The sequence below is a fragment of the Terrabacter sp. C0L_2 genome, assembly GCF_036352015.1.
Classification (GTDB): domain Bacteria; phylum Actinomycetota; class Actinomycetes; order Actinomycetales; family Dermatophilaceae; genus Terrabacter; species Terrabacter tumescens.
Genome location: NZ_CP143557.1, coordinates 2,909,570 through 2,936,341, shown reverse-complemented (window position 1 = coordinate 2,936,341; position 26,772 = coordinate 2,909,570). Strand labels below are relative to the sequence as shown.

General features: G+C 71.3%; 22 protein-coding genes. 3 read left to right on the top strand and 19 right to left on the bottom strand.

Annotated features, from left to right (window positions below):
* The 14 genes from aroB to U5C87_RS13320 all read right to left on the bottom strand — a co-directional run bounded on the left by aroB (window position 1) and on the right by U5C87_RS13320 (window position 17,050).
* Window positions 1-1,128, bottom strand: a complete 1,128-nt coding sequence (gene aroB / locus U5C87_RS13385; protein WP_330473052.1) for a 3-dehydroquinate synthase — start codon at window positions 1,126-1,128, stop codon at window positions 1-3.
* Entirely contained in the window at window positions 1,125-1,655 is a 531-nt protein-coding gene (locus U5C87_RS13380; RefSeq protein ID WP_330473051.1) for a shikimate kinase, read from the bottom strand. Before U5C87_RS13380 ends, aroB begins: the two co-directional genes overlap by 4 nt.
* Window positions 1,649-2,869, bottom strand: coding sequence for a chorismate synthase (gene aroC / locus U5C87_RS13375; RefSeq protein WP_330473050.1), 1,221 nt, complete (start codon window positions 2,867-2,869; stop codon window positions 1,649-1,651). The genes U5C87_RS13380 and aroC overlap by 7 nt, the downstream gene beginning before the upstream one ends.
* Before the next feature lie 85 nt (window positions 2,870-2,954).
* Window positions 2,955-3,656, bottom strand: a complete 702-nt coding sequence (locus U5C87_RS13370; protein ID WP_330473049.1) for an A24 family peptidase — start codon at window positions 3,654-3,656, stop codon at window positions 2,955-2,957.
* Window positions 3,653-4,495, bottom strand: coding sequence for a shikimate dehydrogenase (locus tag U5C87_RS13365; protein WP_330473048.1), 843 nt, complete (start codon window positions 4,493-4,495; stop codon window positions 3,653-3,655). Before U5C87_RS13365 ends, U5C87_RS13370 begins: the two co-directional genes overlap by 4 nt.
* Window positions 4,496-4,509: 14 nt before the next feature.
* A complete protein-coding gene (mltG, locus tag U5C87_RS13360; RefSeq protein WP_330473047.1) occupies window positions 4,510-5,763 on the bottom strand; it encodes an endolytic transglycosylase MltG in 1,254 nt (417 codons plus the stop codon).
* On the bottom strand, window positions 5,760-6,266 hold the full coding sequence (gene ruvX / locus U5C87_RS13355) for a Holliday junction resolvase RuvX (protein ID WP_330473046.1): 507 nt from the start codon (window positions 6,264-6,266) through the stop codon (window positions 5,760-5,762). Before ruvX ends, mltG begins: the two co-directional genes overlap by 4 nt.
* A gap of 1 nt (window position 6,267) precedes the next feature.
* Window positions 6,268-8,940 (bottom strand): alanine--tRNA ligase, encoded by a 2,673-nt coding sequence (gene alaS, locus U5C87_RS13350; RefSeq protein WP_330473045.1) that lies wholly within the window; start codon window positions 8,938-8,940, stop codon window positions 6,268-6,270.
* 351 nt (window positions 8,941-9,291) lie between these two features.
* Entirely contained in the window at window positions 9,292-10,338 is a 1,047-nt protein-coding gene (locus U5C87_RS13345) for an ABC transporter ATP-binding protein (protein ID WP_330473044.1), read from the bottom strand.
* A complete protein-coding gene (locus U5C87_RS13340; protein ID WP_330473043.1) occupies window positions 10,335-11,405 on the bottom strand; it encodes an ABC transporter ATP-binding protein in 1,071 nt (356 codons plus the stop codon). The genes U5C87_RS13345 and U5C87_RS13340 overlap by 4 nt, the downstream gene beginning before the upstream one ends.
* A complete protein-coding gene (locus tag U5C87_RS13335; RefSeq protein ID WP_330473042.1) occupies window positions 11,402-12,388 on the bottom strand; it encodes an ABC transporter permease in 987 nt (328 codons plus the stop codon). Before U5C87_RS13335 ends, U5C87_RS13340 begins: the two co-directional genes overlap by 4 nt.
* Window positions 12,389-12,503: 115 nt before the next feature.
* A complete protein-coding gene (locus U5C87_RS13330) occupies window positions 12,504-14,255 on the bottom strand; it encodes an ABC transporter substrate-binding protein (RefSeq protein WP_330473041.1) in 1,752 nt (583 codons plus the stop codon).
* 92 nt (window positions 14,256-14,347) lie between these two features.
* A complete protein-coding gene (locus U5C87_RS13325; RefSeq protein ID WP_030201755.1) occupies window positions 14,348-15,274 on the bottom strand; it encodes an ABC transporter permease in 927 nt (308 codons plus the stop codon).
* 375 nt (window positions 15,275-15,649) lie between these two features.
* Window positions 15,650-17,050 (bottom strand): replication-associated recombination protein A, encoded by a 1,401-nt coding sequence (locus U5C87_RS13320; protein WP_330473040.1) that lies wholly within the window; start codon window positions 17,048-17,050, stop codon window positions 15,650-15,652.
* Window positions 17,051-17,070: 20 nt separating this feature from the next.
* Between U5C87_RS13320 and U5C87_RS13315 the strand changes: the two genes are divergently transcribed.
* Window positions 17,071-19,266 (top strand): MMPL family transporter, encoded by a 2,196-nt coding sequence (locus tag U5C87_RS13315; RefSeq protein WP_330473039.1) that lies wholly within the window; start codon window positions 17,071-17,073, stop codon window positions 19,264-19,266.
* Window positions 19,267-19,321: 55 nt separating this feature from the next.
* Complete coding sequence (locus U5C87_RS13310; protein WP_330473038.1) at window positions 19,322-20,086, top strand: GNAT family N-acetyltransferase; 765 nt, start codon at window positions 19,322-19,324, stop codon at window positions 20,084-20,086.
* A 15-nt stretch (window positions 20,087-20,101) separates the two neighbouring features.
* Here U5C87_RS13310 and U5C87_RS13305 read toward each other — a convergent pair whose 3' ends face one another.
* From U5C87_RS13305 to aspS, 4 genes are all read right to left on the bottom strand, one after another.
* Entirely contained in the window at window positions 20,102-20,536 is a 435-nt protein-coding gene (locus U5C87_RS13305) for a VOC family protein (RefSeq protein ID WP_330473037.1), read from the bottom strand.
* 9 nt (window positions 20,537-20,545) lie between these two features.
* Window positions 20,546-20,989, bottom strand: a complete 444-nt coding sequence (locus U5C87_RS13300; protein ID WP_330473036.1) for a helix-turn-helix transcriptional regulator — start codon at window positions 20,987-20,989, stop codon at window positions 20,546-20,548.
* Window positions 20,990-21,015: 26 nt separating this feature from the next.
* Entirely contained in the window at window positions 21,016-22,698 is a 1,683-nt protein-coding gene (locus U5C87_RS13295) for a peptide-N4-asparagine amidase (RefSeq protein ID WP_330473035.1), read from the bottom strand.
* A 139-nt stretch (window positions 22,699-22,837) separates the two neighbouring features.
* A complete protein-coding gene (gene aspS / locus U5C87_RS13290) occupies window positions 22,838-24,667 on the bottom strand; it encodes an aspartate--tRNA ligase (protein ID WP_330473034.1) in 1,830 nt (609 codons plus the stop codon).
* Between the two features lie 106 nt (window positions 24,668-24,773).
* Between aspS and U5C87_RS13285 the strand changes: the two genes are divergently transcribed.
* Window positions 24,774-25,844, top strand: a complete 1,071-nt coding sequence (locus U5C87_RS13285) for an acyltransferase family protein (RefSeq protein WP_330473033.1) — start codon at window positions 24,774-24,776, stop codon at window positions 25,842-25,844.
* On the opposite strand, the gene U5C87_RS13280 is transcribed toward U5C87_RS13285, so the two are convergent.
* Complete coding sequence (locus U5C87_RS13280) at window positions 25,837-26,745, bottom strand: LysR family transcriptional regulator (RefSeq protein ID WP_330473032.1); 909 nt, start codon at window positions 26,743-26,745, stop codon at window positions 25,837-25,839. The two genes, U5C87_RS13285 and U5C87_RS13280, sit on opposite strands and share 8 nt — an antisense overlap.
* Window positions 26,746-26,772 lie beyond the last annotated feature (27 nt).

The following is a 26,772-nucleotide window of genomic DNA, read 5'->3' as shown; positions in this document are numbered from 1 at the left end:
CTAGTGAGCCGCCGTGTCGGAGCGACGCGACACGAGGCCGTAGGCCGCCTGGAGCAGCGTGTCGTCCGGGCCGGCGAGGCGGGTGGGCCGGGCGAGGCCGTCGAGCACGACGAAGCGCAGCGTCGAGCCGCGCGACTTCTTGTCGCGCCGCATCGCCGTGAGCAGCTCGTCCCAGCGGCCGGCGGCATACGTCGTCGGCAGGCCGAGCGACTCGAGCACCGAGCGGTGCCGCGCGACGAGTGCGTCGCCCTCGGGGCCGTTCAGGTGGCCGGTGAGGCGCGCGAGCTCGGCGACGTAGACCATCCCGACGCCGACGGCCTCGCCGTGGCGCCAGCTGTAGTGCTCGACCTGCTCGATGGCGTGGCCGAACGTGTGGCCGTAGTTGAGGATCTCGCGCAGCGAGCTCTCGCGCAGGTCGGCGGCGACGACGTCGGCCTTGACCCGCACGGCCCGCTCGATGAGCTCGCGCAGGTGCGGGTTCGCCGCGCTGCGCGCAACGGTCGGGTCCGCCGCGACCGAAGACTCCACCAGGTCGAGGATCACGGGATCGGCGATGAAGCCGCACTTGACGACCTCGGCGAGCCCGGCGACGAGGTCCGCCTCCGGCAGGGTCGCGAGCACGTCGACGTCGCAGAGCACACCCGCAGGCGGGTGGAAGGCGCCGACGAGGTTCTTGCCCTCCGCGGTGTTGATGCCGGTCTTGCCGCCCACGGCCGCGTCGACCATGCCGAGGAGCGTCGTCGGCACCTGGACGACGCGCACACCGCGCAGCCACGACGCGGCGACGAAGCCGGCGAGGTCGGTGACGGTGCCGCCGCCCACCCCCACGACGGCGTCGGTCCGGGTGAAGCCGGCGACGCCGAGCTGCGCCCACAGCGCGGCTGCGACCTCGGCCGTCTTGGCCGCCTCGGCGTCGGGCACCTGGGCGACGTGGACGGCATACCCCTTCTGCTCGAGGGCCGCGGTCACGCGCGTGGTCAGCTCGGGCAGCGTCGGCGGGTGCACGACGAGCACGCGCTCGACGTCGGGACCGAGCAGGTCCCCGACGCGGTCGAGCACACCCGACCCGATGACGACGTCGTAGTCGTCGCCGACCGCGACGGTCGTGGGACTGTCGACCCCGCTCACGCCCGGCTCGCCCCGAGCTCGGCGACGACGACGTCCACGACCTCGGCCGGCGTGCGGCCCCCGGTGTCGACGCGCACCGTGGCCACGCGTTCGTAGGTGGGGCGACGGTCGTTCATCATGCGCACCCACGACGCGCGCGGGTTCACCGACAGCAGGGGGCGGGAGCGGTCGAAGCCGATGCGCTTGCTCGCGTCGGCGATGGCCACGTCCAGGAAGACGACCGCGTGGCCGGCGAGCGCGTCCTCGGTGAGCGGGTCCATGACCGCTCCCCCGCCGAGCGAGACGACGCCCGACTCCTCGGCGAGCGCGCGGGCGACCTCGGCCCGCTCGAGGTCGCGGAAGACCGACTCGCCGTCGTCGACGAAGATGTCCGAGATCGAGCGGCCCTGGGCCGCCTCGATCGCGGCGTCGACGTCGTGGAACGCCACGCCGAGCCGCGTCGCGAGCTCCTGGCCGACGGTGGTCTTGCCCGCACCGGGCGGACCGACGACGACCGCCACCGGTCGCGTGCTCGACTCGTTCACCACGTGCGCAGCCCCTTCCGGATGCCGTCGAGGTATGCCGTGTGGTTGCGTGCGGTCTCCGTGACCGAGTCGCCGCCGAACTTCTCCAGACAGGACGCGGCGAGGACGAGCGCGACCATCGCCTCGGCGACGACGCCGGCAGCCGGCACCGCGCACACGTCGGAGCGCTGGTGGATGGCGGTCGCGGCCTCGCCCGTCGCGACGTCGACCGTCGAGAGGGCCCGCGGCACGGTGCTGATCGGCTTCATCGCGGCGCGGACGCGCAGCACCTGACCGGTCGACATGCCGCCCTCAGTGCCGCCGGCGCGGCCGGTGCGGCGGGTGATGACGCCGTCGGTCATCTCCATCTCGTCGTGCGCCTCGGAGCCCCGGCGGCGGGCGGTCTCGAAGCCGTCGCCGACCTCGACGCCCTTGATCGCCTGGATGCTCATGAGCGCCTGCGCGAGCTGGCCGTCGAGCTTGCGGTCCCAGTGGACGTGCGAGCCCAGGCCCGGCGGCACTCCGTAGGCGAGGACCTCGACGACCCCGCCGAGGGTGTCGCCGTCCTTCTTGGCCGCGTCGACCTCGGCGACCATGGCGGCCGACCCCTCGGGGTCGAAGGCGCGCACCGGGTCGGCGTCGAGACGCTCGACGTCGTCGGGCGTGGGAAGCGCGGCGCCGGCGGGCACGCCGGCCGTGCCGATCGAGACCGTGTGCGAGACGAGGCGGATGCCGTAGGCCTGCTCCAGGAAGCGGGCCGCGATCTCACCGAGGGCGACGCGCGCCGCGGTCTCGCGGGCCGAGGCGCGCTCGAGCACCGGGCGGGCGTCCTCGTGACCGTACTTCTGCATGCCGACGAGGTCGGCGTGGCCGGGGCGCGGGCGGGTCAGCGGCTTGTTTCGCGCGACCTCCTTCTCCGCGTTGACGTCGTCTGACGCGGCATACGCCTCGTCGCTGACGGCCTCGGGGCTCATCACGGTCGTCCACTTCGGCCACTCGCTGTTGCCGATGCGCACGGCGATGGGCGAGCCCAGCGTGCGCCCGTGGCGCAGGCCGCCGAGGAACTCGACCTCGTCCTGCTCGAACTTCATCCGCGCACCGCGCCCGTAGCCGAGGCGCCGACGCGAGAGGGCGGCCTGCAGGTCCTTCGCGCCGACCTCGACCCCCGCGGGAAGACCCTCGATCATGGCGACGAGTGCGGGCCCGTGCGACTCACCGGCCGTCAACCAACGCAACATGCCCCGATCCTCCCACGGGCCCGCGCGCCGCCTGCGCGCCGCCCGCTCCGCGGGACCGCCGTGCCACCCGGAACCGCCGAACCGGTCAGAACAGCGGGCGCACCTGCACGACGAGGGAGATGAGCAGGCCGAGCAGCATCCACGGTCCGAAGGCGATGTCGTCCTTGCGGGACCCGCGGCGCAGCACGAGGCGGCCCAGCCCGTAGACCCCGGAGAGGATGAACGCGGCATACGACGCCACGAGGGTCGTCGACACGCTGACGTAGCCCGTGGCCAGCCCGACGAGCCCCGCGAGCGTCACGTCGCCGTATCCGAAGCCGCTGCCGAGCAGCGCCGCGACGAGCGCGAGCACGAAGTAGATGGCCCACAGCACGGCGCCGGCGATCGCCGCCCGGCGCAGCGCCTCCCAGTCCCCCGACGCGAGCGACGCGAGCGCGAGCTGGGCGACGAGGAGGGGGTATGCCGGCCGAGTCAGTCCCCGGGGCAGCCGGTGCACGTCCGCGTCGATCCACGCGAGCGCCACCGCGACGAAGGCGAAGGCGAGGTAGGCGGGGCTGAGGGCCCACTCGGACAGGGGGCCGAAGCGCCACGCGAGCAGTCCCCAGAGCAGGGCCAGCGCGACGGGGACGACGCGCGACGACACCCGGGGGTGCGGACCGGTCTCGTCGTCGAGGCGGTAGCCGCCGCTTGCGAGGCGCCGCCGGAGCACCTCTCCGACACCGGCCCCGGCGACGGTGAGCAGCGCGACGAACCACCACGGCGTGGCGGGGAAGGTCGCCCAGGTCATGAGGACGTCGCGAGCGGTGTGCCCCACTCGGGGTCGACGAGGGCGGCGAGCGCCGTGGCCATCGCGTCGAGGGGGGCCGGCCTGCCGGTCATGAGCGTCACCTGGGCCGCGGCCTGGTGCAGCAGCATGTCGGTGCCGGCCGCGAGCGTCCACCCGCACGCGCGGGCGCGACGCTGCAGCGGCGTGGGTCCGTGGCCGTAGACGACGTCGAGCACCGTGCGGGGGCTCTCGTCGCGGTCGGTGACGGGGAAGGCGTCGAGGCCGGGCACCGCGTCGGGCGGCACGGTGCTGATGACGACGTCGGCGAGGGGCCAGTCCCCGAGGGCGACGACGTCCACGACGAGCCCGGCCCGCTCGGCCTGCGCGACCGTCTCGGACCTGGGCCGGTCGCGCACCATGAAGGTCACCCGCCGCGTGCCCGAGGCCGCGAGCGCGGCGACGGCCGAGCGGGCCGTGGCCCCGCTGCCGATGACGAGCGCGTGGGTCGTGTCGAAGCAGCCGGCCACGAGCAGCGCCGCCTCGATGCCGTGGATGTCGGTGTTGTGGGCGTGCCACCCGGCCGGGGTGGCCACGAGGGTGTTGGCCGAGCCGGTGTCGCGTGCGGTCGCGTCGACGACGCTCGCCGACGCGAGCGCCACCTCCTTGAGGGGCATCGTCAGCGAGAGTCCGCGCCAGGTGTCGTCGAGCCCGGCGAGGGCGTCCGGGAACGCTGCCACGTCGACCTCGCGCCGGTCGTAGGTCCACGTGCGCAGCCCGAGGGCCGCGTAGGCAGCGCGGTGCAGCACGGGCGAGAGCGAGTGCCCGATCGGGCTGCCCCACACCGCACAGTGCCGGGGCATCGCGCTCCTCTCGCTCAGCACTTGCCCTTGTTGTCGGCGCACCACTTCTGGAACTGCGCCACGTTGCGCTGGTGCTCCTCGTAGGTGGCGGCGAACTTCGTCTCCCCCGTGTCGAGGTTCACCGTGACGAAGTAGAGCCACGGCCCGGCGACGGGGTTGGCGGCCGCCTGCAGGGCGCTCTCGCCGGGGTTGGAGATCGGTCCCGGCGGGAGGCCCTGGAAGCGACGGGTGTTGTAGGGGTTGTTGCTCTCGAGCATCTGCTGCGTGGGCACGCCGCGCTTCTTGAAGATGTAGTTGACCGTCGAGTCGAACCCGAGCGACATCTTCTTGGCGAGACGGTTCTCGACCACGCGGGCGACCCGCGAGCGGTCGGTCTCGTTCTGGGCCTCACCCTCGACGAGGCTCGCGACGGTCACGACGCGCTCCATCCGGTCCGGCGCGATGCCGAGCGCGTCGAGTCGCTTCGTCGACTCCGCCACCATCTCCTTCAGCTGGTCGAGCGCCGTCGCCGTGGGCCCGAACTCGTAGCTCGCCGGGAAGAGGTAGCCCTCGATGTTGCCCTTGGCCGACGGCGGCAGGCCCAGCTCGTCGACCTGCTTGGCCGCGGCGGCGTACTGGGCCACGGGGATGCCGGAGGACTTCGAGAGCTTGGCGTAGATCTCGTCGGCCCACAGGCCCTCGGGAATCACGACGCGGGTGATCAGGCGGTTCTTGGGGTCGACGAGGATGGCGAGCGCGTCGGCCGCCTTCATCTGCTTCTTCATCGTGTAGATGCCCGGCTGGATGCCGGCGCTCTTCGGGTCGTTGTTGGCCGCCTCGATGAAGGCCTTGCTCGACTTGACGACGTCCTCGTCGGCGAGGGTCTTGGCGATCGCCGTGCCGCCCGACCCGCGGTCGATGGTCACGCGGACCTCGCCCGTGCCGGGGCCCGGGTAGTCGTTGGACTCGAGGAAGCCCTCGACGACGGGGCGCAGGGCCTTGTAGGCGACCGCGACTCCCCCACCGATGACGGCGAGCGCGAGCACGATGACGACGAGGCGGCGGAAGACCGACGGCTTGCCGCGCGGCGCGCCACCGGCCGCGGCCTTGGCCCCGCGGCGCTTGCCACGCTTGCGCTCCGCGAGCTCCCGCTCGCGCATCTCGCGCCGGCTCAGGGGAGGCGTCGCACCCGGGTGGGCGCCGGGGGCGTGGCTGCCGTCGAGGTGGTCGACACCGTCGACGGTGTCCTCGTGGTCACCGAAGATCGATGACTCGAGATGGTCCTTCATCGACGACGTTCCTTCTTCCGTTTGCCCCCCGGCGTGACGGTCTCCCCCGGTGGGCGGCCCGACAGCGACTCGGTGTCGAGGGCCGACTGCAGGATGAGTACTGCAGCGGCCTGGTCGACAACGGCTCGTTGCCCCCGGCCCGGGACGCCACTGTCGCGTAGTCTGCGGTGCGCGTCCACGGTGGTCAAGCGTTCGTCGACCATCCGCACCCCTACCGTACCCAGTCGCCCCGCGAGCCGACCGGCGTAGTCGCGCGCGATGCGCGCCGCCTCGCCCTCCTCGCCGGACAGCAGGCGCGGCAGTCCCACGACGACCTCGATCGCCGAGAGCTCGTGCGCGAGGGACACGATCGCCTCGACGTCGCTGTCACCCTCGACGTCCCGGGGCAGGGTGCGCACGGGGTGGGCGAACACCCCGGAGGCGTCCGACGCGGCGACGCCGACGCGGGCGTTGCCCACGTCGACGCCGATGCGTGCCCCGGTCCGGGAGCGAGGGTCGGTCAAGTCAGGCGCCCCGGTTGCGCAGCTGGTCCTCGACGGCACCGAGCGCCGCCGAGACCCGCGCCGGGTCGGTTCCGCCACCCTGGGCGAGGTCGTCCTTGCCGCCACCACCGCCGCCCAGTGCCTGGGCCGCCAGCTTGACGAAGGCCCCGGCCTTGAGACCGGCCTCACGCGCCCGCTCGTTGGTCGCGACGATGACGACGGGACGTCCGCCCGCCACCGACGCCATGGAGACGAGTGCCGGACGGTCGTTGCCGAGGCGGCCGCGCACGTCCGTGACGAGCTTGCGCAGGTCGTCGCCCGTGACGCCGTCGCCGGCGTCGTGGCTCACGAAGGTCACGCCGCCGATGTCGCGGGCCGACTGCACGAGACCCGACGCCGCACCGAGCACCTGGCTCTGGCGGACGGCGGCGATCTCCTTCTCGGCGTCGCGCAGACGACCGAGGATCGCCGCGATGCGGTCGGGCAGCTCGTCACGTCGCACGCCGAGGGTGTCGGTGAGCTGGCTGACGATCGTGGCCTCGCGCGCGAGGTGGGTGTAGGCGTCGGCGCCCACGAGCGCCTCGACGCGGCGCACGCCGGAGCCGATCGAGCTCTCGCCGAGCAGCTTGACGACCCCGATCTGGCCGACGCGCGGGGTGTGCGTGCCGACGCAGAGCTCGCGCGACCACTCGCCGATGGAGACGACGCGCACGCGCTCGCCGTACTTCTCGCCGAAGAGCGCCATGGCGCCGAGCTTCTTGGCCGCGTCGATGTTCATGATGTCCGCGGTCACCGGCAGGTCGTCGAGGAGCACGGCGTTGATCCGGCCCTCGATCTCGCCCATCGCCGCGGCGGGGACCGCCTGGAGGGACTTGAAGTCGAAGCGCAGCCGGCCGGGAGAGTTCTCCGAGCCCGCCTGCGTCGCGGTCTCGCCGAGCTCGTCCCGGAGGGCCTGGTGGACCATGTGGGTCGCCGTGTGCGCGCGCGAGATGGAGCGCCGGCGCACGACGTCGACCTCCGCCTCGGCGTCCTCGCCGACGCCGGCCTCACCCTCGAGCACCGTCGCGCGGTGCACGACGAGGCCGGTGATGGGGCGCTGCACGTCGGTGACCTCGAGGAGGGCGCCGTTGGCCAGGCGGATGCGGCCGTGGTCGGCCTGCTGGCCACCGGACTCGGCGTAGAGCGGGGTGCGGTCGAGGACGATCTCGACCTCGTCCCCCGCAGCGACTCGGTCGACGACCAGGCCGTCGCGGATCAGGCCTCGGATGCGCGTGTCGGTCAGGGTCTGGTCGTAGCCGGTGAACTCGACGTCGCGCCCGAGCGTGTCGGACAGCTGCCGGTAGACGCTCGTGTCGCCGTGCGCCGACTTCTTGGCGCGCGCGTCGGCCTTGGCCCGGTCGCGCTGCTCGCCCATGAGCCGGCGGAAGCCGGTCTCGTCGACCTGAAGGCCCTGCTCCGCCGCCATCTCGAGCGTCAGGTCGATCGGGAAGCCGTAGGTGTCGTGCAGCGCGAACGCCTCGGCGCCGCCGAGGGTCGTCGCACCGGAGGACTTGGCCCGCGCCACCGCGGTGTCGAGGATCGTCGTGCCGGAGCTGAGGGTGCGCCGGAAGGCCTCCTCCTCGGCATAGGCGACCTGGCTGATCCGCTGGAAGTCGGTCTCGAGCTCGGGGTAGGACGCCTTCATCCGCTCCATGCTGACGGGCAGCAGCTGCTCGAGGGTGGGCGCGTCGACGCCGAGCAGCCGCATCGAGCGCACGGCACGGCGCAGCAGGCGGCGCAGCACGTAGCCGCGGCCCTCGTTGCCGGGGGTCACGCCGTCACCGATGAGCATGAGCGAGGAGCGCACGTGGTCGGCCACGACTCTGAAGCGGACGTCGTCGTCGTGGTCGGAGCCGTAGCGACGGCCCGAGAGGTCCTCCGCCGCCGCGATGACCGGGAAGACCTCGTCGGTCTCGTAGATGTTGTCGACGCCCTGAAGCAGGAACGCCACGCGCTCGAGGCCCATGCCGGTGTCGATGTTGCGCTTGGGCAGGTCTCCGACGATGTCGAAGTCCTCCTTGGAGCGGACGTTCTCGAGCTCGTACTGCATGAAGACGAGGTTCCAGAACTCGAGGTAGCGGTCGCCCGCCTCCCAGTCGCCGTCGGCACCGAACTCGGGTCCGCGGTCGAGGAGGATCTCGGAGCAGGGGCCACCGGGGCCGGCGACGCCCATGTTCCAGTAGTTGTCCTTGCGGCCCAGGCGCACGATGCGGTCGTCGGACAGCCCGGCGACCTTCTTCCACAGCGCGATCGCCTCGTCGTCCTCGTGGTAGACGGACGCGTAGAGGTCCTTCTCGTCGAAGCCGAGGCCGCCCTCGGACTGGCTGCGCGTGATGAGCTCCCACGCGAGCTGGATGGCGCCTTCCTTGAAGTAGTCGCCGAAGCTGAAGTTGCCGTTCATCTGGAAGAAGGTGCCGTGGCGGGTCGTCTTGCCGACCTCCTCGATGTCGAGGGTGCGCACGCACTTCTGCACGCTCGTGGCGCGGCTGAACGGCGGGGTCTCCTGACCGAGGAAGTACGGCTTGAACGGGACCATGCCGGCGTTGACGAACAGCAGGTTGGGGTCCTCGTGCACGAGCGGGGCGCTCGGCACCACGGTGTGGCCTTGGCTGCCGAAGTACGAGAGCCAGCGACGCCTGATCTCAGCGGTTTCCATGATGCGTCCTTGCGGGGGTCGACGGGTGTGGTCTGCGGGAGGCCCGTCTCCCGTGGTCGAGGGGTGGACGGGCAGGCGGGGCGGGGTCAGCCCTGCGCCTCACTGGGGCGCGACTGACCCCCGGGGGGCTCGCCTCGCCGGCTGCAGGCCGTCGACACGGCTGCGCCTGGGTCCCTTCTGGGCCACGTTCATCGTCCTTCGGTCGTCGGCGCACGCTCACGCCGAGGTGGTTCAACCCTAACGGACCTCGCGAGCCCCGTCCCACCACCTTTGCCCGGGTATGCCGCTGGGCCGGCTCCCGCACGGGGAGCTGGCCCAGCCGCATACGTGGTCCTGCGGGCGATGCGACCGTCAGGCCGGCACCTCGGCCACGAGGTCGGTCTTGACCTCGGGGAAGTGGCAGGCCTGCAGGTGCACGCCGCCCTCGCGGAAGGCACGCGTGGACTCCTCGGCCGTGGCCGTGACGAGCGGCGGCTCCTGCTGGGCGCAGATGTCCTGCGCCTTCCAGCAGCGAGTGCGGAAGCGGCAGCCGCTCGGCGGGTCGATCGGGCTGGGCACGTCGCCGATCAGGCGGATGCGCTCCTTGGGGGCGATGCCACGCGCGACGTTGATGTCGGGCGCCGCGGAGAGCAGGGCCTGGGTGTACGGGTGCTCGGGTGCCTCGTAGATCTTCTTCTTGTCGCCGAACTCGACGATCTTGCCGAGGTACATCACGGCGACCTGGTCGCAGAAGTGGCGCACGACGCCGAGGTCGTGGGCCACGAAGATGAACGCGAGGTCCAGCTCGTTGCGCAGCTTGGCGAGCAGGTTCATCACCTGCGCCTGGATCGACACGTCGAGGGCCGAGACCGGCTCGTCGGCGATGATGAGCTTCGGCTCGACGGCGAGCGCACGGGCGATGCCGATGCGCTGGCGCTGGCCACCGGAGAACTCCGACGGGTAGCGGTTGATGTGCTCGGGGTTGAGGCCGACGAGCTCGAGCAGCTCCTGGACCCGGGCCTTCTCCTTGCCCTGGTGCAGGCCGTGCACACGCAGCGGGGTGCTGAGGATCGCCCCGACCGTCTGCCTCGGGTTCAGCGAGGAGTACGGGTCCTGGAAGATCATCTGCACGTCGCGGCGGATGTCCCGCAGCTCGTGCTCCTTCAGGTGCGTGATGTCGCGGCCACCGAACTCGATGGTGCCGCCGGTCGGCTCGTCGAGGCGCGTCACGAGCCGCGACGTCGTCGACTTGCCACAGCCGGACTCACCGACGAGTCCGAGCGTCTGCCCCTCCTTGACGGAGAAGCTGATGCCGTCGACGGCCTTGACCGTCGCCCTCACCATGCGCAGTCCCTGGACCTCGCGGATCGGGAAGTGGCGCTGGAGGTCGGTGACCTTGAGCAGGGTCTGGTCGCTCATCGGGCTTCCTCGTCGTGCTTCAGGGTGGCCACGGGATCGGCCAGGTGGCAACGGATCTCGCGGTTGTGCAGTCCGGGGGTCGGGCGCCACGCGGGCAGCTGCGTCCAGCAGGCCTCGCCCTCGACCTGCGACTTGAACTCGCAGCGGGGGTGGAACGAGCAGCCCGACGGGAGGTTGAGCAGGCTGGGCGGCGTGCCCTTGATGGCGCGGAGCTCCTCGAGGTCCTCGGAGTGCGAGGGCAGGGACTGCAGCAGGCCGTAGGTGTACGGGTGCGACGGCTGGGCCAGCACCTCCTTGGCGCTGCCCTTCTCGACGCCGCGACCGGCATACATCACGAGGATGTCGTCGGCCGTCTCGGCCACGACCGCGAGGTCGTGGGTGATGAGGATGACCGCGGAGCCGAACTCCTTCTGGAGGTCGTTGACGAGGTCGAGGATCTGAGCCTGGACCGTCACGTCGAGAGCGGTCGTCGGCTCGTCGGCGATGAGCAGCTTGGGGTTGTTGACCAGGCCGAGCGCGATCATCGCACGCTGGCGCATGCCGCCCGAGAACTCGTGCGGGTAGGAGTTCGCCCGCCGCTGGGGGTTGGGGATGCCGACGAGGTCGAGCATCTCGACCGCCCGCTTCATCGCGACCTGCTTGCTCACCTTGTTGTGGGCCTGGTAGGCCTCGGCGATCTGCTTGCCGACCTTGTGGAACGGGTGCAGCGAGCTCTGCGGGTCCTGGAAGACCATGGCGGCCTTGGTGCTGCGGATCTTCTGGAACGTCGACGCCGGGGCGCCGACGAGCTCGATGCCGTCCAGCTTGATGCTGCCCGTGATCTGGGTGCGCTTCGGGTTGTGCAGGCCGAGCACCGCCATGCTGCTCACGGACTTGCCCGAGCCGGACTCGCCGACGATGGCGAGCGTGCGCCCCAGTCGGGCCTGGTAGGTGAGGTTGGAGACCGCCTTGACGACGCCCTCCTCGGTGGGGAAGGCCACCGAGAGGTCGCTGACGTCGAGGACGACGTCGCCGGCGTTCCGGGCCTCGGCGGACTGGGTCGAGATGGTGTTCACGGTGGCGGTCACGACAGCCTCACTCGCGGGTCGATGAAGGAGTAGGCGATGTCGACGACGAGGTTCATGAAGACGACGACGACCGCTCCGATGAGCACCGTGCCCATGATGACGGGCAGGTCGAAGGCCTTGAGGGCGGCCAGGCCGCGGCGGCCGATGCCGTCGACGCCGAAGATCTGCTCGGTGATGAGCGTGCCCGTCAGCAGGGCGGCGATGTCGAGACCGAGGATCGTCGCGATCGGGCTCATCGCGGCGCGGAAGCCGTGCTTGTAGAGCACGGTGCGCTCGCTGATGCCCTTCGAGCGCGCGGTGCGGATGTAGTCCATCGACAGCGTCTCGATCATCGAGTTGCGGGTGTACCTGACGTAGGACGCCGAGGTGACGAACCCGAGGATCAGCGCCGGCGCGAGCATGCCCAGGAAGTAGGGGCCGACTCCTGCCGATATGGACGAGTACTGCGGCAGCACGTTCCACAGGATGACCGGGTAGAGGGCGACGAGCAGCGCGAGGACGTAGTACGGGATCGAGCCGAGCACCTGCGAGGCGCCGACGAGCCCGCGGTCCGTCGCGGAGCCACGTCGCACGGCCGCGATGATGCCCAGGGTCACGCCGACGGTCACGAACACGACGGCGGCCATGAGCGCCAGCACGATGGTGTTCGGGAAGCGCGTGAAGAGCTCCTCGTTGACGGAGCGTCGCGTCACGAACGAGAAGCCGAGGCACGGCGCGCCACAGTGGACGGTGTCACCGGCGTAGACGAAGTCGCGCCCGAAGAACAGACCCTTGAAGTAGTCGAAGAACTGCACCGTCAAGGGCTTGTCGAGCCCGATGCTCTTCGTGATGGCGGCGAGTCGCGCCGCGTTGCAGCGCGTCTCGGGACACATGGCCTGCGCCGGGTCGGACGGGCCCGCGAAGAACAGCAGGAACGCCGAGACCAGCGTGGCCAGGATGACGCTCAGGGCGAGAGCCAACCGCCTGAGGATGTACGTGAGCACGTTTTGCCTTCCAAACGAGGTGGGCGCCGGTGGTGGGGGCCCGGGAGATCCCGGACCCCCACCACGGCGGTCAGTTCAGATCGTGCTCCCCCGAGGGGGAGCCGTCACTGCCGACTCAGGAGTCGAGCCACACGTCCGTGAGGTCCGGCATGCCCTTGTTCGGGTTGTTGTGGACGTTCTTGACCTTCGTGCCGAAGACCGAGTTGCCCTTGTCGTTGTTGTCCGGGATGGCCAGGAGGTAGTTCTCCGTGAGCCACTTGTCCATCTTGCCCCACTCCGGCCCCTGCTCCGTGATGGAGAGCTGCTGGATGCGCTTGATCTCGGCGTCGATCTTGGCGTCGGAGAAGTTGCCGAAGGTCGTGCCACCCTGCGAGAGGGCGATCGTGCCGAAGGTGGGCGGGATGATCGAGTCGGCGGACGGCCAGTCGAAGCACCAGCCGCGCGGCGACTGGAGCATGTTGTACTTGCCCTTCGGGTCGCCGACGAGCTTGCGACGCTCGGCAGCCGGGACACCGATGTCCTGAACCTTGAAGCCGGCGGCCTCGAGCTTCTGCTTGCGGACCTGGTTGACCTTCTGCGCGATGTCGTCGTCGTTGGTGTAGTAGTAGATGAGCTCGAAGGGCTTGTCGGGGCCGTAGCCGGCCGCGGCGAGCATCTTCTTGGACTCCTCGGCGTTGCCGTCGCCCTGGCCGTTCATCTTGAAGCCCGGGGCAGCCTCGGCCGTGTAGTCGAGGTGACCGGCGATCTGCGGCGGGATGATCGTGCTGGCGGGCGAGAACGAGTGCGTCGTCTCACCGCCGGCCTTGTGGATCGAGTCGAAGGGGTACGCCACGGCGATGGCCTTGCGGACCGGCAGCGGGATCTTGCGGGCGTCGAGGTTGACCATGAGCACGCAGGAGGAGGGGCCCTCCTCGAACTGGGCCTTCTTGTCGCCCTCGATCTGCGGGATGAGCGAGGAGTCGATCGGGTCCCAGTTGAGGCTCGTCGCGTCGTCGCCGTTGGAGGCGAGGATGGCGGTCTGCGTCTTGATGGTGTCGACACCCCACTTGAAGTGGAAGCCGTCGGGGTAGTTGTGGCGCGCGGCGTCCGTGGCGGGGTCCCAGTTGGGGTTGCGCTTGAGGACGAGCTCGGTGCCCGGGGTGTACTTGTCGAACATGTACGGGCCGGTGGCGAGCGGGTGCAGCTGGTAGTCGGCCTTCTTGTCCTTCGCCTCGGGGATCGGCGTGAACTGGTTGAAGGAGACGAAGTAGGGCAGCGTCTCGAAGCGCTTCTCGAGGTGGAAGACGATGGTCTTGTCGTCGGTGGCCTCGACGCCCTTCCAGTTCTTGTCACCCTTGTAGGGGCCCTGGTAGTCCGCGCCACCCTTGAAGAACTCGCGCTGGTAGGTCGGGCCGTTGGCGGCGAGGTCGGGGTCGAACGAGCGCTTGGCCGCGAAGACGATGTCCTGGGCCTTGACCGGGGAGCCGTCCTCGTACTTGATGCCGTCCTTGAGCGTGAACGTCCACGTCAGGCCGTCCTCCGACTGCTTGCCGAGGTCGGTGGCGAGGTCCGGCACGAGGACCTGCTTGCCGTCACGGCTGACGTAGGTGGTCAGCGCGCGGTTCGTCAGCGAGAAGATGACGGCCGTGTCCTGGTAGAACTGGTCGCTCGGGTCCATGTTGGCGGGCGTCGAGGCGTAGGGCACCGTGAGGATGCCACCCTTCTTCGCACCGGGGATCTCCGGGGCCGGGCCCTTGGCGTTCGGGTCGAGGGCGGCACCCGCCTGGTCGACCTTGCCGCCGTTGGCACCACCGGTGCCGGACGGCGTGTTGGTCGCCGACGGGGCGCCGCAGGCCGCGACGAAGCCGAGGGAAGCCGCGGCTCCCACGGTCAGGACTTTGGTCCAGCGCATTGTTGTTTGCTCCCTTTTGCTTGTCCCGGCGTTGTGCCGGGAACATCTGGTGACCGCGACCCGATGGGTCAGCGGCGGCTGGTGGGGTCGAACGCGTCGCGGATCGAGTCGCCGAGCAGGCTGAGGGCGAGCACGAGGAGCGACAGGCCGATGACCGAGGGCCAGAGCCACAGGGGGTACGTGGCGAAGAGGTTCTGCGCGTCGGCGATGGTGCGGCCCCACGACGCGGTGGGCTCGACGAGACCGGCTCCGAGGTAGCTCAGCGTCGCCTCGTAGGTGATGTACGCCGGCACCGCGATCGAGGCCGAGACGATGATCGGGCCGACGAGGTTGGGCAGGATCTCCCGGAAGAGGATCGAGCGGGTCGGGACACCGATGGCACGGGCCGCCTGGACGAACTCCCGCTCCCGCAGGCTCTTGACCTCGCCTCGCACGAGTCGTGCGAGGCCCATCCAGCCGAACACGACGAGGATGACGATGAGCACCCAGAAGCGGATCGTCGAGGTCTCCTCGGGGGTGAGGTCACCGCCGGCGGCCAGACGCTTCTGCATGATCGGGATGATCGCGAGCACGAGGAGCAGGATCGGCAGCGACAGGAAGAAGTCGATGACCCACGAGATGATCTTGTCGGCGACGCCGCCGAGGTAGCCGGCCACGAGGCCGAGCACGACACCGAGGACCGTCGAGGCGAAGGCGGCGACGAAGCCGATGATGAGCGACGGGCGGGCGCCATAGGCCCAGCGGGCGAAGAGGTCACGGCCCAGGCGCGGCTCGACGCCGAGCCAGTGTGCCGAGCTCGCGCCGACCGTCGGCAGGCCGTTGAAGTCGACGAGCTCGGTGTGCACGGTGCCCGGGTCGGCCTTGGCCTTGGTGATCGGGTCGATGGCCTCGAGCGAGACGAGCAGCGGCGCGAAGATCGCGACGACGATGAAGAACAGGATGATGACGGAGCAGATGATCGCGACCTTGTCCCGCTTCAGACGGGCCCAGGCCACCTGGCCGGGGGACCGTCCGGTGCGGACGTCCTGGTGCTCAGGCGCGGTCGTCGAAGCCCTCTCGTCGGATTCCTCTGTCAGCGTGACTGCTGAGGGCTCCGGCATTGCGTTCAACGCATTGTCTCCATCCTTGTGGGATCACTTCCGGCCCGGGGTTACGTCACCCGAGCCGCCCTCAGGGGCACTCCAGATCTTCCGGATGCCACCCCCGCCGGGACGTCGTGAGCCTGCCACAGAGTCTTCCGTCGTCCAAGCATCGGACCGGTCATGGATGACAAATCGTTACCGACCGCCTCGTTCCACGACACAATGTCCGTCCGCACCTCTCGGGCCCGAAACAATCCGCCCCGGAGGGCTCCCGTGGGGCCGCCGGAGTCACTGCCGGCGCGTGCGTCCCAACCGCCCCGACAGCCACTCCCAGCGGGCCCGAAGCCTCTCCTCGAAGCCGCGGTCGGTGGGGCGGTAGTAGCTGACGGCGTCGTGCAGGTCGTCCGGGAGGTACTGCTGCGCCGCCACGCCGTCGGGCTCGTCGTGGGCGTAGACGTAGCCCTTGCCGTGACCGAGCCGCTCGGCCCCGGCGTAGCCGCTCCCCCGCAGGTGCGCGGGCACGACGCCCCCGCGCCCGGCCCGGACGTCGGCGATCGCCTCGTTGATGCCGAGGTATGCCGCGTTGGACTTGGGTGCCATGGCGTTGTGCACGACGGCCTGGGCCAGGATGATCCGCGCCTCCGGCATGCCGATCTGGGCCACGGCGTGCATCGCGGCCACGGCGGTCTGCAGGGCCGTCGGGTCGCCCATGCCGACGTCCTCGCTCGCTGAGATGACGATGCGGCGCGCGATGAAGCGCGGGTCCTCCCCCGCCTCGAGCATCCGGGCGAGGTAGTGCAGCGCCGCGTCGACGTCGCTGCCCCGCATCGACTTGATGAGCGCGCTGGCGACGTCGTAGTGCTGGTCCCCCGCGCGGTCGTAGCGCACGGCCGCCTGTGCGACGGCCTGCTCGACGTGGGCGAGCGTGATCTCGACGGGGTCGTCGGAGAGCCGTCCTGCGGGCTGCGCGTCGAGCGCGACGCCGGCGGCCGCCTCGAGCGAGGTCAGGGCGCGGCGGGCGTCGCCACCGGCGATGCGGACGAGGTGCTCGGTGGCGTCGGCCGCCAGCGTGTGCTCGCCGTCGAAGCCGCGTTCGTCCGTGAGGGCGGCCGCGAGCAGCTCGCCGATCTCCTCGTCGGACAGGGACTCCAGGGTGACGAGCACCGAGCGCGAGAGCAATGGGGAGATGATGCTGAAGGACGGGTTCTCGGTCGTGGCGGCGACGAGGATGACGGTGCGGTTCTCGACACCGGGGAGCAGTGCGTCCTGCTGGGCCTTGGTGAAGCGGTGGATCTCGTCGAGGAAGAGCACGGTCTGGCGCGAGTAGAGGTCGCGTTCGCGGATAGCCGCCTCCATGACGGAGCGGACGTCCTTGACGCCGGCCGTGACGGCGGAGAGCTCGACGAACCGGCGCTCGGCGGCGGTCGCGACGAGGTGCGCGAGCGTCGTCTTGCCGGTGCCGGGCGGCCCCCAGAGGATCGCCGACAGGGGCCCTGCCGCACCACCGGACCCCTCGATGAGGCGACGCAGCGGGCTCCCGGGCCGTAGCACCTTGGCCTGCCCTCGCACCTCGTCGAGGGAGCGCGGGCGCATCCGCACGGCCAGCGGGGCGACCCCGGCCGAGGCCGGCTGCTCGCCGCGGTCGGCGGCGGAGGCCGCACCGAAGAGGTCCGCCGGACTGTCTGACATCACTGTGGAAGGCTATCCGCGTGCAGAACCCCTCACCCGCGGGCCCGGCGCCCCGCACCCGTCTGGCCCGTCTCGGAGGACTCATCGCGCGGCACCCGCGCAGCTGGGTGGCGGCGTGGGCCGTCATCGCGGTCGCGTGCTTCGCCGTCGCGGTGGGCGGCGTCACCGGCGAGTCCCTCTTCGAGAGGCTCCACTCCGGGGCGCCGACGGTCGAGTCCGAGTCCTCGCGGGCCCAGGACGTCATCGCCGAGAGCCAGCCGGCCCTCGAGACCTTGACGATGCAGGTGAACGGCGCCGACCTCACCGACGCGAGGACCGTGCAGGACGGCGCGGCCGCGACCCGCGCCGTGGCCGAGGTCAAGGGCGTCAAGAGCGTCCGCTCGCCGCTGCTCGCCCCGAAGGGCGTGACCGACCCGTCCGTCGCCCCCCTGCTCAAGGGCGGCACCCCGGCCGCCGGCGGCTTCGTCACGGTCGTCGACTTCGAGCCCGGCCTCGACAAGGCCGCGCAGGACTCCGCCGAGTCCCTCGCCGAGACACGCCTGCTCGCCGTCGCGACGGCGATGGACGCGCAGGGCACCGTCGGCAGCACGAGCAAGGTCATCAAGTCCATCACGAGCACCGTCGAGCACGACCTCCTGCGCGGAGAGGGCATCGCCCTGCCGCTCACCTTCCTCGTCATGTTCTTCGTCTTCGGCGGCTTCGTGGCCGCCGGCATGCCGATCGTCGGGGCGGTCGTGTCGATCGGCGGCGCCCTGCTCTCGCTCTTCGGCTTCTCGCACGCCGTCGAGCTCGACGCGACCGTCGTCAACATCGTCACCCTGCTCGGCCTCGGGCTGTCCATCGACTACGGCCTGCTCACGGTCAGCAGGTTCCGTGAGGAGCTCGCGCACCGTGAGCACGACGTGCCGACGAGGGAGGAGGTCGCCCGCGCGACCGAGCGCACCGTGGCCACGGCGGGGCGCACCGTCCTCTTCTCCGGTCTCACCGTCGCGATCGCCCTGGCCGGCCTGCTCGTCTTCGAGGCCTCGATCATGCGGGCCATCGGCGTCGCGGGCGTCAGCGTCGTCCTCGTCGCGATGGTCGTGGCGATCACGCTCGTGCCCGCGCTCTGTGTCGTCGGCGCAAAGCGCTTGTCCCGCAAGGCGGTCGAACAGGCCTCGGACGTCGGCCTCTTCTCCCGCCTCGCCGTCGCCGTGCAGCGCCGCCCGGTGCTCGTCATCGTCGGGGTCGTCGTCGTCCTCGTGACGCTCGCGCTGCCGACGCTGTCGATGAAGCTCACGTCGTCGGGCACCGAGCTGCTCCCGAAGGACGCGCCGCAACGCATCTTCTTCGAGCAGCTCGACCGTGACTACCCCGCGCTGTCCGCCCCCGAGGTGACCGTCGTCGCGGCCTCGTCCGACACGGCGGCGGTGACGTCGTGGGCCCAGCAGTTCCGCTCGCGACCGGGGGTCGAGGGGCTGGTGGTCCAGCCGCTCGGCGCCGACCACCAGCGCGTCAACATCCGCGTCGCCGGACGGCCGACGTCCGACGAGGCGCAGGATCTTGTGACGACGATCCGGGCGACGAGCGCGCCCTTCGAGACGCTGACGACGGGGCAGGCTGCGGGCCAGATCGACTTCCTCGACTCCATGTCCGCCCGGGCGCCGTATGCCGTGGGCCTCGTCGTGCTCGGCACGTTCGTCCTGCTCTTCCTCATGACGGGGTCGGTGGTCGTCCCGGTCAAGGCGCTGCTGCTCAACGTCATCTCGCTCGGGGCCGCGCTCGGGGTCGTCGTGTGGATCTTCCAGGAGGGCCACCTCGAGGGCCTGCTCGGCTTCACCTCGGTCGGCGCCGTCGAGTCGATGGTGCCCTTCCTCGTCCTCGCCTTCGGCTTCGGGCTGTCGATGGACTACGAGGTCTTCCTGCTCTCGCGGATCGTGGAGTTCCACCGGCACGGCGCCGAGAACGACCGCGCGGTCTCGCTCGGCCTGCAGCGCACCGGACGCATCATCACCTCGGCGGCGCTGCTCATCGTCATCGTCTTCGGTGGCTTCGTCGCCGGCGACATCCTCATCATCAAGCAGATGGGCGTCGCGCTCGTGGCCGCGGTCGTCATCGACTCGACGCTCGTGCGGATGCTCCTCGTGCCGGCGACGATGACGCTGCTCGGTCGCTGGAACTGGTGGGCCCCCCGGCCGCTCCGGCGGCTCCACGACCGGTTCGGGATCACCGAGTGAGCCGAGTGGGTCGAATGTGTCGAGTGGGCCGCGTCGGCACTCGGGTGGGCACCCGGTGACCGCCGTCGTCACCGGGCACGGCCTCGACGGCCTGCTGGCCGAGACCGGGGCGCACCCGTTCGTGCGCTGGGAGGTCACCGACGAGCTGGCCGCGACGTGGTGGAGCGCCGCGGGCGCCGTCGCCTTCCAGCGCACGCGCAAGGCGGTGCGCCGGACCGTCAACGTCCTCGGGGACGACGACGGCGTCATGGCCCTGCTCGACCACCTGCCCGAGATCGCGGCGAACGTCTCCCCCGAGCGGCGCGCCTTCTCGGTCAGCGTGCCCCAGCACCTCGAGCCCCGGCTCCGGGAGCGCTTCCGCGTGCTCGACGGTGGCGACTGGGAGTGGTTCCACACCACGACCGCCCCGGCCGAGCACGCGTCGCACGAGCGGGTGGTCCCCCTCGACGACGTCGCCCGGGCCGGCGAGGTGCGCACCTTCCTCGAGGCGCACTCCCCCACGGCCGACACCGAGCCGGGCCAGGGCGAGCGCTGGTTCGCCGTGGAGGGCCCGGACGGGTCGCTGCAGGCGGTGGCGGCCTGGGGGACGACGCGTGCCGGCGCGCCGCACCTGTCGTCGGTCGCCGTCGACACCGGCCTGCGCGGGCAGGGGCTGGGCCGCACCGTCGTCGGTGCCGTCACCCGGGCAGCCGTGCTCGAGCGCGGGGTGTGCACCCTCGGGATGTACTCCCACAACGCCGTCGCCCGCGCCCTCTACCTCTCGCTCGGCTACGACCGCCTGTGCGCGTGGTCGAGCCGACCGGTCGTCATCGACCGCTGACGACGCGGCCGGTCCTCAGGCGAAGTCCGCCGCCACGACCTTGCGGTCGGCCTCCTGCACGAGGACGACCCAGTTGCCGGAGTTGTCCCGGCACACGGCCTCGGTGCCGTAGGGCCGCGCCGACGGCGGCTGGAGGAACTCCACGCCCTTGGCGCTCAGCTCGGCGTAGGTCTTCTCGCAGTCGTCGACCGAGAGGCCGAGTCCGTTGAGCCCGCCGGCGTCGAGCGCCCGCTTCATCGCGGTGACGAGCTCGTCCGGGAAGGGTGGCCCGGGGATCGCGAGACTGACCTGCAGCTCGGGCTGGTTGGGGTGCACGACGGTGCACCAGCGGTAGCCGTCGCCGAGGGTGATGTCGTCCTTCTCCTCGAAACCGAGGACGTCGACGTAGAAGCGCTTCGACTCGTCGATGTCCTTGACGAAGACACTGACGATGGAGATGTTCGTGATCATGCGGCCACGCTATGACGGGGTCTGCGCGTCAGGCTTCTCCTGCGTTGCGGAGCGTTCGGCGAGGCCCCACATGAAGATGACGCAGCCCGGGATGTGTGGGCCGCCGGACGCGGCATACCTCGCCTGGAAGCTGCTCGGCGTCTCCCCGACGACTGCACGGAAGCGGCTGCTGAACGACCCGAGGCTCGTGAAGCCCACGGCGTGGCACACCTCGGTGACGGTGAGGTTGGTCGAGCGCAGCAGGTCCTGGGCCCGCTCGATGCGGCGCCTCGAGACGTACTCGGCCGGGGTCACGCCGTAGGTCGTGCGGAACAGCCGGAGGAAGTGGTACTTCGACAGCCGTGCCTCGGCGGCGAGCGCGTCGAGGTCGAGATCGTCGGCGTAGTGCCGGTCGGCGTGGTCGCGGGCGCGGCGCAGGTGGACGAGGACGTCGTCGGGGGCGCGTCGTTCCACGGTGGTCACCCCCACATCGTCGCCCCTCAGCGGGCCGTGTCGGCGACGAACGTGCCGTTGACCGCGCGGAGACGACGCTCGAAGGACGTGGCCCGGCCGGGGCTGCGCTCGGTCAGGGTCGCGCGGGCGCTGGTGTCGGCCGTCGCGTGCCGCTGGTCCCGCGGCACGCCGTAGATCCAGGCGGCGCGACCGTCGAACGACGACGTCTCGGAGCGGCTCGACAGGGCTGCCCCGCCGCGGGTCGTCGAGCTCGCGCGCTCCCAGGAGATCGCGAGGTCACCGGTCACGTCGTACGCACCCGCGATGTCGTCGCTGGGGTGGAAGCCCAGGACCCCGTCCTTGTCCCACCGGTGCGTCGTGCGCTCGACGGTCGGCGTGCCCTTGCCGTGGCTCGTGGCGACCGACTGGGTGTCGGTCCACGCGGCCTTCAGGGCGTCGTCGGCCTCGTCGTCGGTCCACGAGTGCCGCGAGGTGTTCGACAGGCTGCGCGTCACCGTGGTCGTGACCGGACCGCGAGAGGTGGACAGCGTGCCCGTGACCCGGAGCTCGCGCGTGGCCTCGAGGTCGACGTGACCCGCCCGGTCGCCGGTCCCGCCCACCGAGCTCTCGATCACCGGCTCGTTCGCGTATGCCGTCCCCATCGTTCCCGACACCACGCTGCGGCCCGCGTCGCGCCACACGCGGAAGCGCGGCGAGAGGGTCCACCCGCCCTGCCCCGAGGGCAGCCCGACCACGGATAGGCGGACGTCGTGCGACCTGCCGTCATCGAGGCGGGCCAGGAACGGGGTGAGGTCGTAGCCCAGCGCCGGGATGTCGAAGGCCTTGGGCGAGGGGATCGCGTACCAGAGGAAGGGGTTGCTCCAGCCGCCGGTGTAGACGACCGGGTACGGGGCGGCGATGCCGGCGAGCTGACCGTCGATGCGCACGTCGACCTCCCGGTAGGGCAGGCCGTCCGGGCACGAGTAGCCCGTGCTCGCAGGCGCGCTCGTGTCCCAGAACTCCTCGCAGCCCCCGCCGGAGCCCGTGGCGAAGACGTCGGCCAGCAGCCGGGTCGAGTTGCGCGGCACGGTCAGCGTCCCGACGAGGTCGGTGCCGTCGCGCGAGGCGTCGGAGAGGGGAAGGACGGCGTCGGCCGTCTGCGCCGCCGGGGCGCCGCGTCCCGTGGTGTAGAAGTCGAGGTCGACCGTCACGTGGATGACGCCGGTGTACGTGGAGTCGACGACGTTGCCGATGTAGGCCTCGACCTGCTGCGGGTCGGCGAGCAGGGGCGCGAGGTCGGTGACGTCCTTCTCGACGTGCCAGCTGATCCCGTCGACGCTCGGCTCGGGAGTCGAGAGCGTCAGCATGCGCACTACCCCGACGTCGACGTGACCGATGCGGTCGAACTGCCGTCCGGCCACCGAGCCCTCGAGCCGCATGACGACCTTCGACCACGGACCCGCACAGCCGGGCGGCGGGGTGTAGTCCCGGGCGTGGACGTCGAAGTCGTCGAACGCGTCGTCGACGACCCGCACGCTGCAGTGGCGCGTGGCCGGCACCGGGACGGGAGGCTCCGGCGTGCGGGGGTCGTCCCAGTCGCTGCCGAACTCGGCCGGCGGGGTCGCGCCGGCCGCGACCGACGGGGCTGAGATGGCGGACGACGCGCCGCCGATGGCGAGCAGGACTCCCACGGAGGCGGCGAGGACGGGACGCAGTCGACGGAGGCGCATGTCTCCGCACGTTAGGAGCCGGCCGGTCAAGGTAGGGCAAAGACCCGGGCTGCTCACGGCATACGACCTAGACGGCACACGCGTGGAGGGCCGCCGTCACCCGGTGACGACGACCCTCCACGGTCGGGACGAGCGGGACTCAGCTCCTGGCGGGGCTGACCTCGGGTGCACCCTGAGGCGCGGGAGCCGCGGCGGCCGGCTTGGCGTCGACCCCGGCCTCCTTGCGCTGCTCGCTGGTGATCGGCGCGGGCGCGGCCGTCAGCGGGTCGTAGCCGCCGCCCGACTTCGGGAAGGCGATAACGTCGCGGATCGAGTCGGTGTGCGCGAGGAGCGAGACGATGCGGTCCCAGCCTAAGGCGATGCCGCCGTGCGGCGGGGCACCGAAGGCGAAGGCCTCGAGGAGGAAGCCGAACTTCTCCTGGGCGTCCTCCTCGGACAGGCCCATGACCGCGAAGACCCGCTCCTGCACGTCACGCTGGTGGATACGGATCGAGCCGCCTCCGATCTCGTTGCCGTTGCAGACGATGTCGTAGGCGTAGGCGAGCGCCGGCCCCGGGTCGGTGTCGAACGTCTCGAGGAACTCCGGCTTGGGCGAGGTGAAGGCGTGGTGGACTGCCGTCCACGCGCCCGCGCCCACGGCGACGTCACCCGAGGCGACCGCGTCGGCGGCGGGCTCGAAGAGCGGTGCGTCGACGACCCAGAGGAAGCTCCACGCGTCCTCGTCGATGAGGTCGCAGCGACGGCCGATCTCGAGGCGGGCGGCGCCGAGCAGGGCGCGCGAGGCCTTGGCGGCGCCGGCCGCGAAGAAGATGCAGTCGCCCGGCTTCGCGCCGACGTGCGCAGCAAGACCGGCACGCTCGGCGTCGGTGAGGTTCTTGGCCACGGGACCGCCCAGCTCGCCGTCCTCCTGGACGAGGACGTAGGCCAGGCCCCGGGCGCCGCGCTGCTTGGCCCACTCCTGCCACGCGTCGAGCTGCTTGCGCGGCTGGCTCGCGCCGCCCGGCATGACGACGGCGCCGACGTAGTCGGACTGGAAGACCCGGAAGGTCGTGTCCTTGAAGTACTCGGTGCACTCGACGAGCTCGTTGCCGAAGCGCAGGTCGGGCTTGTCGGAGCCGTAGCGCGCCATCGCGTCGCGGTAGGTCATCCGCGCGAACGGCGCCTCGAGCTCGACGCCGATGAGGCGCCACAGCGCCTGGATGATCGCCTCGCCGAGCTCGATGACGTCGTCCTGGTCGACGAAGCTCATCTCGATGTCGAGCTGGGTGAACTCCGGCTGGCGGTCGGCGCGGAAGTCCTCGTCGCGGTAGCAGCGGGCGATCTGGTAGTAGCGCTCCATGCCGGCCACCATGAGCAGCTGTTTGAACAGCTGCGGGCTCTGCGGCAGGGCGTACCAGGAGCCGGGCGCGAGGCGGGCCGGCACGAGGAAGTCACGGGCGCCCTCGGGCGTGGAGCGCGTCAGGGTCGGGGTCTCGATCTCGACGAAGTCGCGGGCGCCGAGGACGGCGCGCGCCGCGGCGTTGACCTTGGAGCGCAGGCGGATGGCGGCGCCGGCCGAGCTGGCGCCGGGGCGGCGGAGGTCGAGGTAGCGGTGCTTGAGGCGGGCCTCCTCGCCGACGGTGACGCGCTCGTCGATCTGGAAGGGCAGCGGCGCCGCGGGGTTGAGCACCTCGAGCTCGCTGACGATGACCTCGATCTCGCCGGTGGGCAGGTCGGGGTTGGCGTTGCCCTCGGGGCGCGTGCGCACCTCGCCGGTCACCTTGACGCAGTACTCGTTGCGCACGTCGTGGGCGCCGCCCTCGGCGAGCACCTCGTCGCGGGCGACGACCTGCGCGACACCGGAGGCGTCGCGGAGGTCGAGGAACGCGACCCCGCCGTGGTCTCGACGCCGCGCCACCCAACCGGTGAGGGTGACGGTCTGGCCTGCGTGGTCGGCACGGAGAGTGCCGGCCTCGTGAGTGCGGAGCACGGAGGGTCCTTCCGGGACGTGGTTCGGGTCGAGCGAGGGTCCGGCCGCTGGTCGGGCGCGGGCACCGAGGACCAATCCTAGACCGCCTGCACCTAGGCTCTTCGCCGTGCAGCACTCCCGCAACCGCGACCTCGACGGCGTCCGAGGTCTCGCAGTCCTCCTCGTCGTCGCCGCCCACTCGGGGCTCCCCGTCCGCTGGGGCGGCCTCTCGGGGGTGACGCTCTTCTTCGTGCTCTCGGGCTACCTCATCACGAGCCTGCTCATCCGTGAGTGGGAGCGGTGGGGGTCGATCAGCCTGTGGCGCTTCTGGGGCCGCCGGGCGCTGCGCCTGCTCCCGGCGCTGGTCCTGCTGCTGGTGCTCGCTCCGCTGGTGCTGTGGGCGACCGGCGACAACCGTCTCTCGAGCTACCCGACGGCCGCGCTGGCCTCGCTCTTCTACGTCGGCAACTGGGTGCGGATCGCCGGCACGGACCTCGGGGTGCTCAACCACCTGTGGTCCCTGTCGGTCGAGGAGCAGTTCTACGTCATCTGGCCGGCGATCTTCATCGCCCTCATGACCTGGCTGCGCAGCCGTGCGCTGGCGGTGGCGCTCAGCCTCGCGGCGCTCGCGACCTTCTACTCGGTCTGGACGCAGGGCACCGCGCTCCGGCTCGACATCTCGACCGAGACCAACGCGTTCGCCCTGCTCCTCGGGGTCTCCCTCGCCTTCGCCCTGTCCGGGGTGAGGTCCCGCGGCTGGGAGCTGCCCGCGGCGGACCCGCTCGTGCCGTTCGTCGTCATGGTCGCGGTCTCGGCCTTCCCGAGCCACGGCCTCGCCGTCGACCACCCGCTCTTCCGGCCGCTCGGCGCCGTCTACGCCGTGCTCGGGGTGTGGCTGGTGTACGCCGCCGTGTCGGGTCACTCGCGGGTCGTGGGCTCCCGGGTCATGGTGTTCTTCGGCACCATCAGCTACGCGCTCTACCTCTGGCACCAGACGTTCATCAACAGCCACCTGCTCGGTGAGCACTCGACCCCCCGCAACCTCGTGCTCATCGCGGCCGCGATCCTCGTGTCGTGGCTGTCGTGGGTGCTCGTCGAGCGTCCGGTGAGCCGCCTGCGCGGTCGCCTGCGCCTGGACCAGCCCTCCCGTCGGCAGCAGGAGTTCGCCGAGCGGCAGGCCCCCCAGCCGGTCAGCTGAGGTCGCGGGATCCCTCGGCCGCGAGCGCCGCGACGGCCGCCGCGAGCGCCGGGCTGTCGGTCATGGTGCGCCTCCAGACGAGGCTGACGGTCCGCTCGGACACGGGGTCGACGATGGGGACGGCGACGACCCCCGCGGGCAGCGGTCCTCGCCCCAGGCGCGGCACGAGGGCGATGGCCTCGCCCTGCGCGACGAGGGCGACGTGCGTGGCGAACTCGAGGGCCACGTGCGCGATCCGCGGTGCCCGCCCGACGTCGGCGTACATCTTCTGGAGCCACTGGTGGCAGATCGAGCCGGGCGCGACGCTGGCCCAGGCCTCGTCGAGCACGTCGCCGACCCCGATCCCGTCCTGTCCGGCGAGCCGGTGGTCCTCGTGCACGAGCACATCGGCCCGGTCCCGGCCGAGGTCGCGCACCTCCAGGTGGTCCGGGATCGCCAGCGGCAACGGCTCCCAGTTGTGCACGAGCGCGAGGTCGTGCGTGCCGGCGGCCACTGCGTCGACGGCGTCCCAGGGGTCGATCTCGTCGGGCCGCAGCACCACCCCCGGCGCGACGTCGCGCAGCCGGCCGATGGCTCCGACGACGATCCCGCGGTAGGCCGTCGCGAAGGTCGCGAGGCGCACCGTCCCGGTGGTCTCGCCGCTCGCGCCGTGCAGCCGCGACTCGAGACGCTCCATGTGGGCGAGCAGGTCCCGCGCCGACTCCGAGAGCGTGCGGCCCGCCTCGGTGAGCAGCACGCCCCTGCCCTGCCGCTCGAGCAGCCGGACACCCGTCTGGGTCTCGAGGCGCTTGATCTGCTGGGAGACGGCGCTCGGCGTGTAGTCGAGTGCGGACGCTGCGGCACCCACGGAGCCGTGCAGCTCGACCGCGACGAGGGACCGGAGGGCGATCGGATCGATCATGCAGCGATGCTACACAGTCGAGGCCAC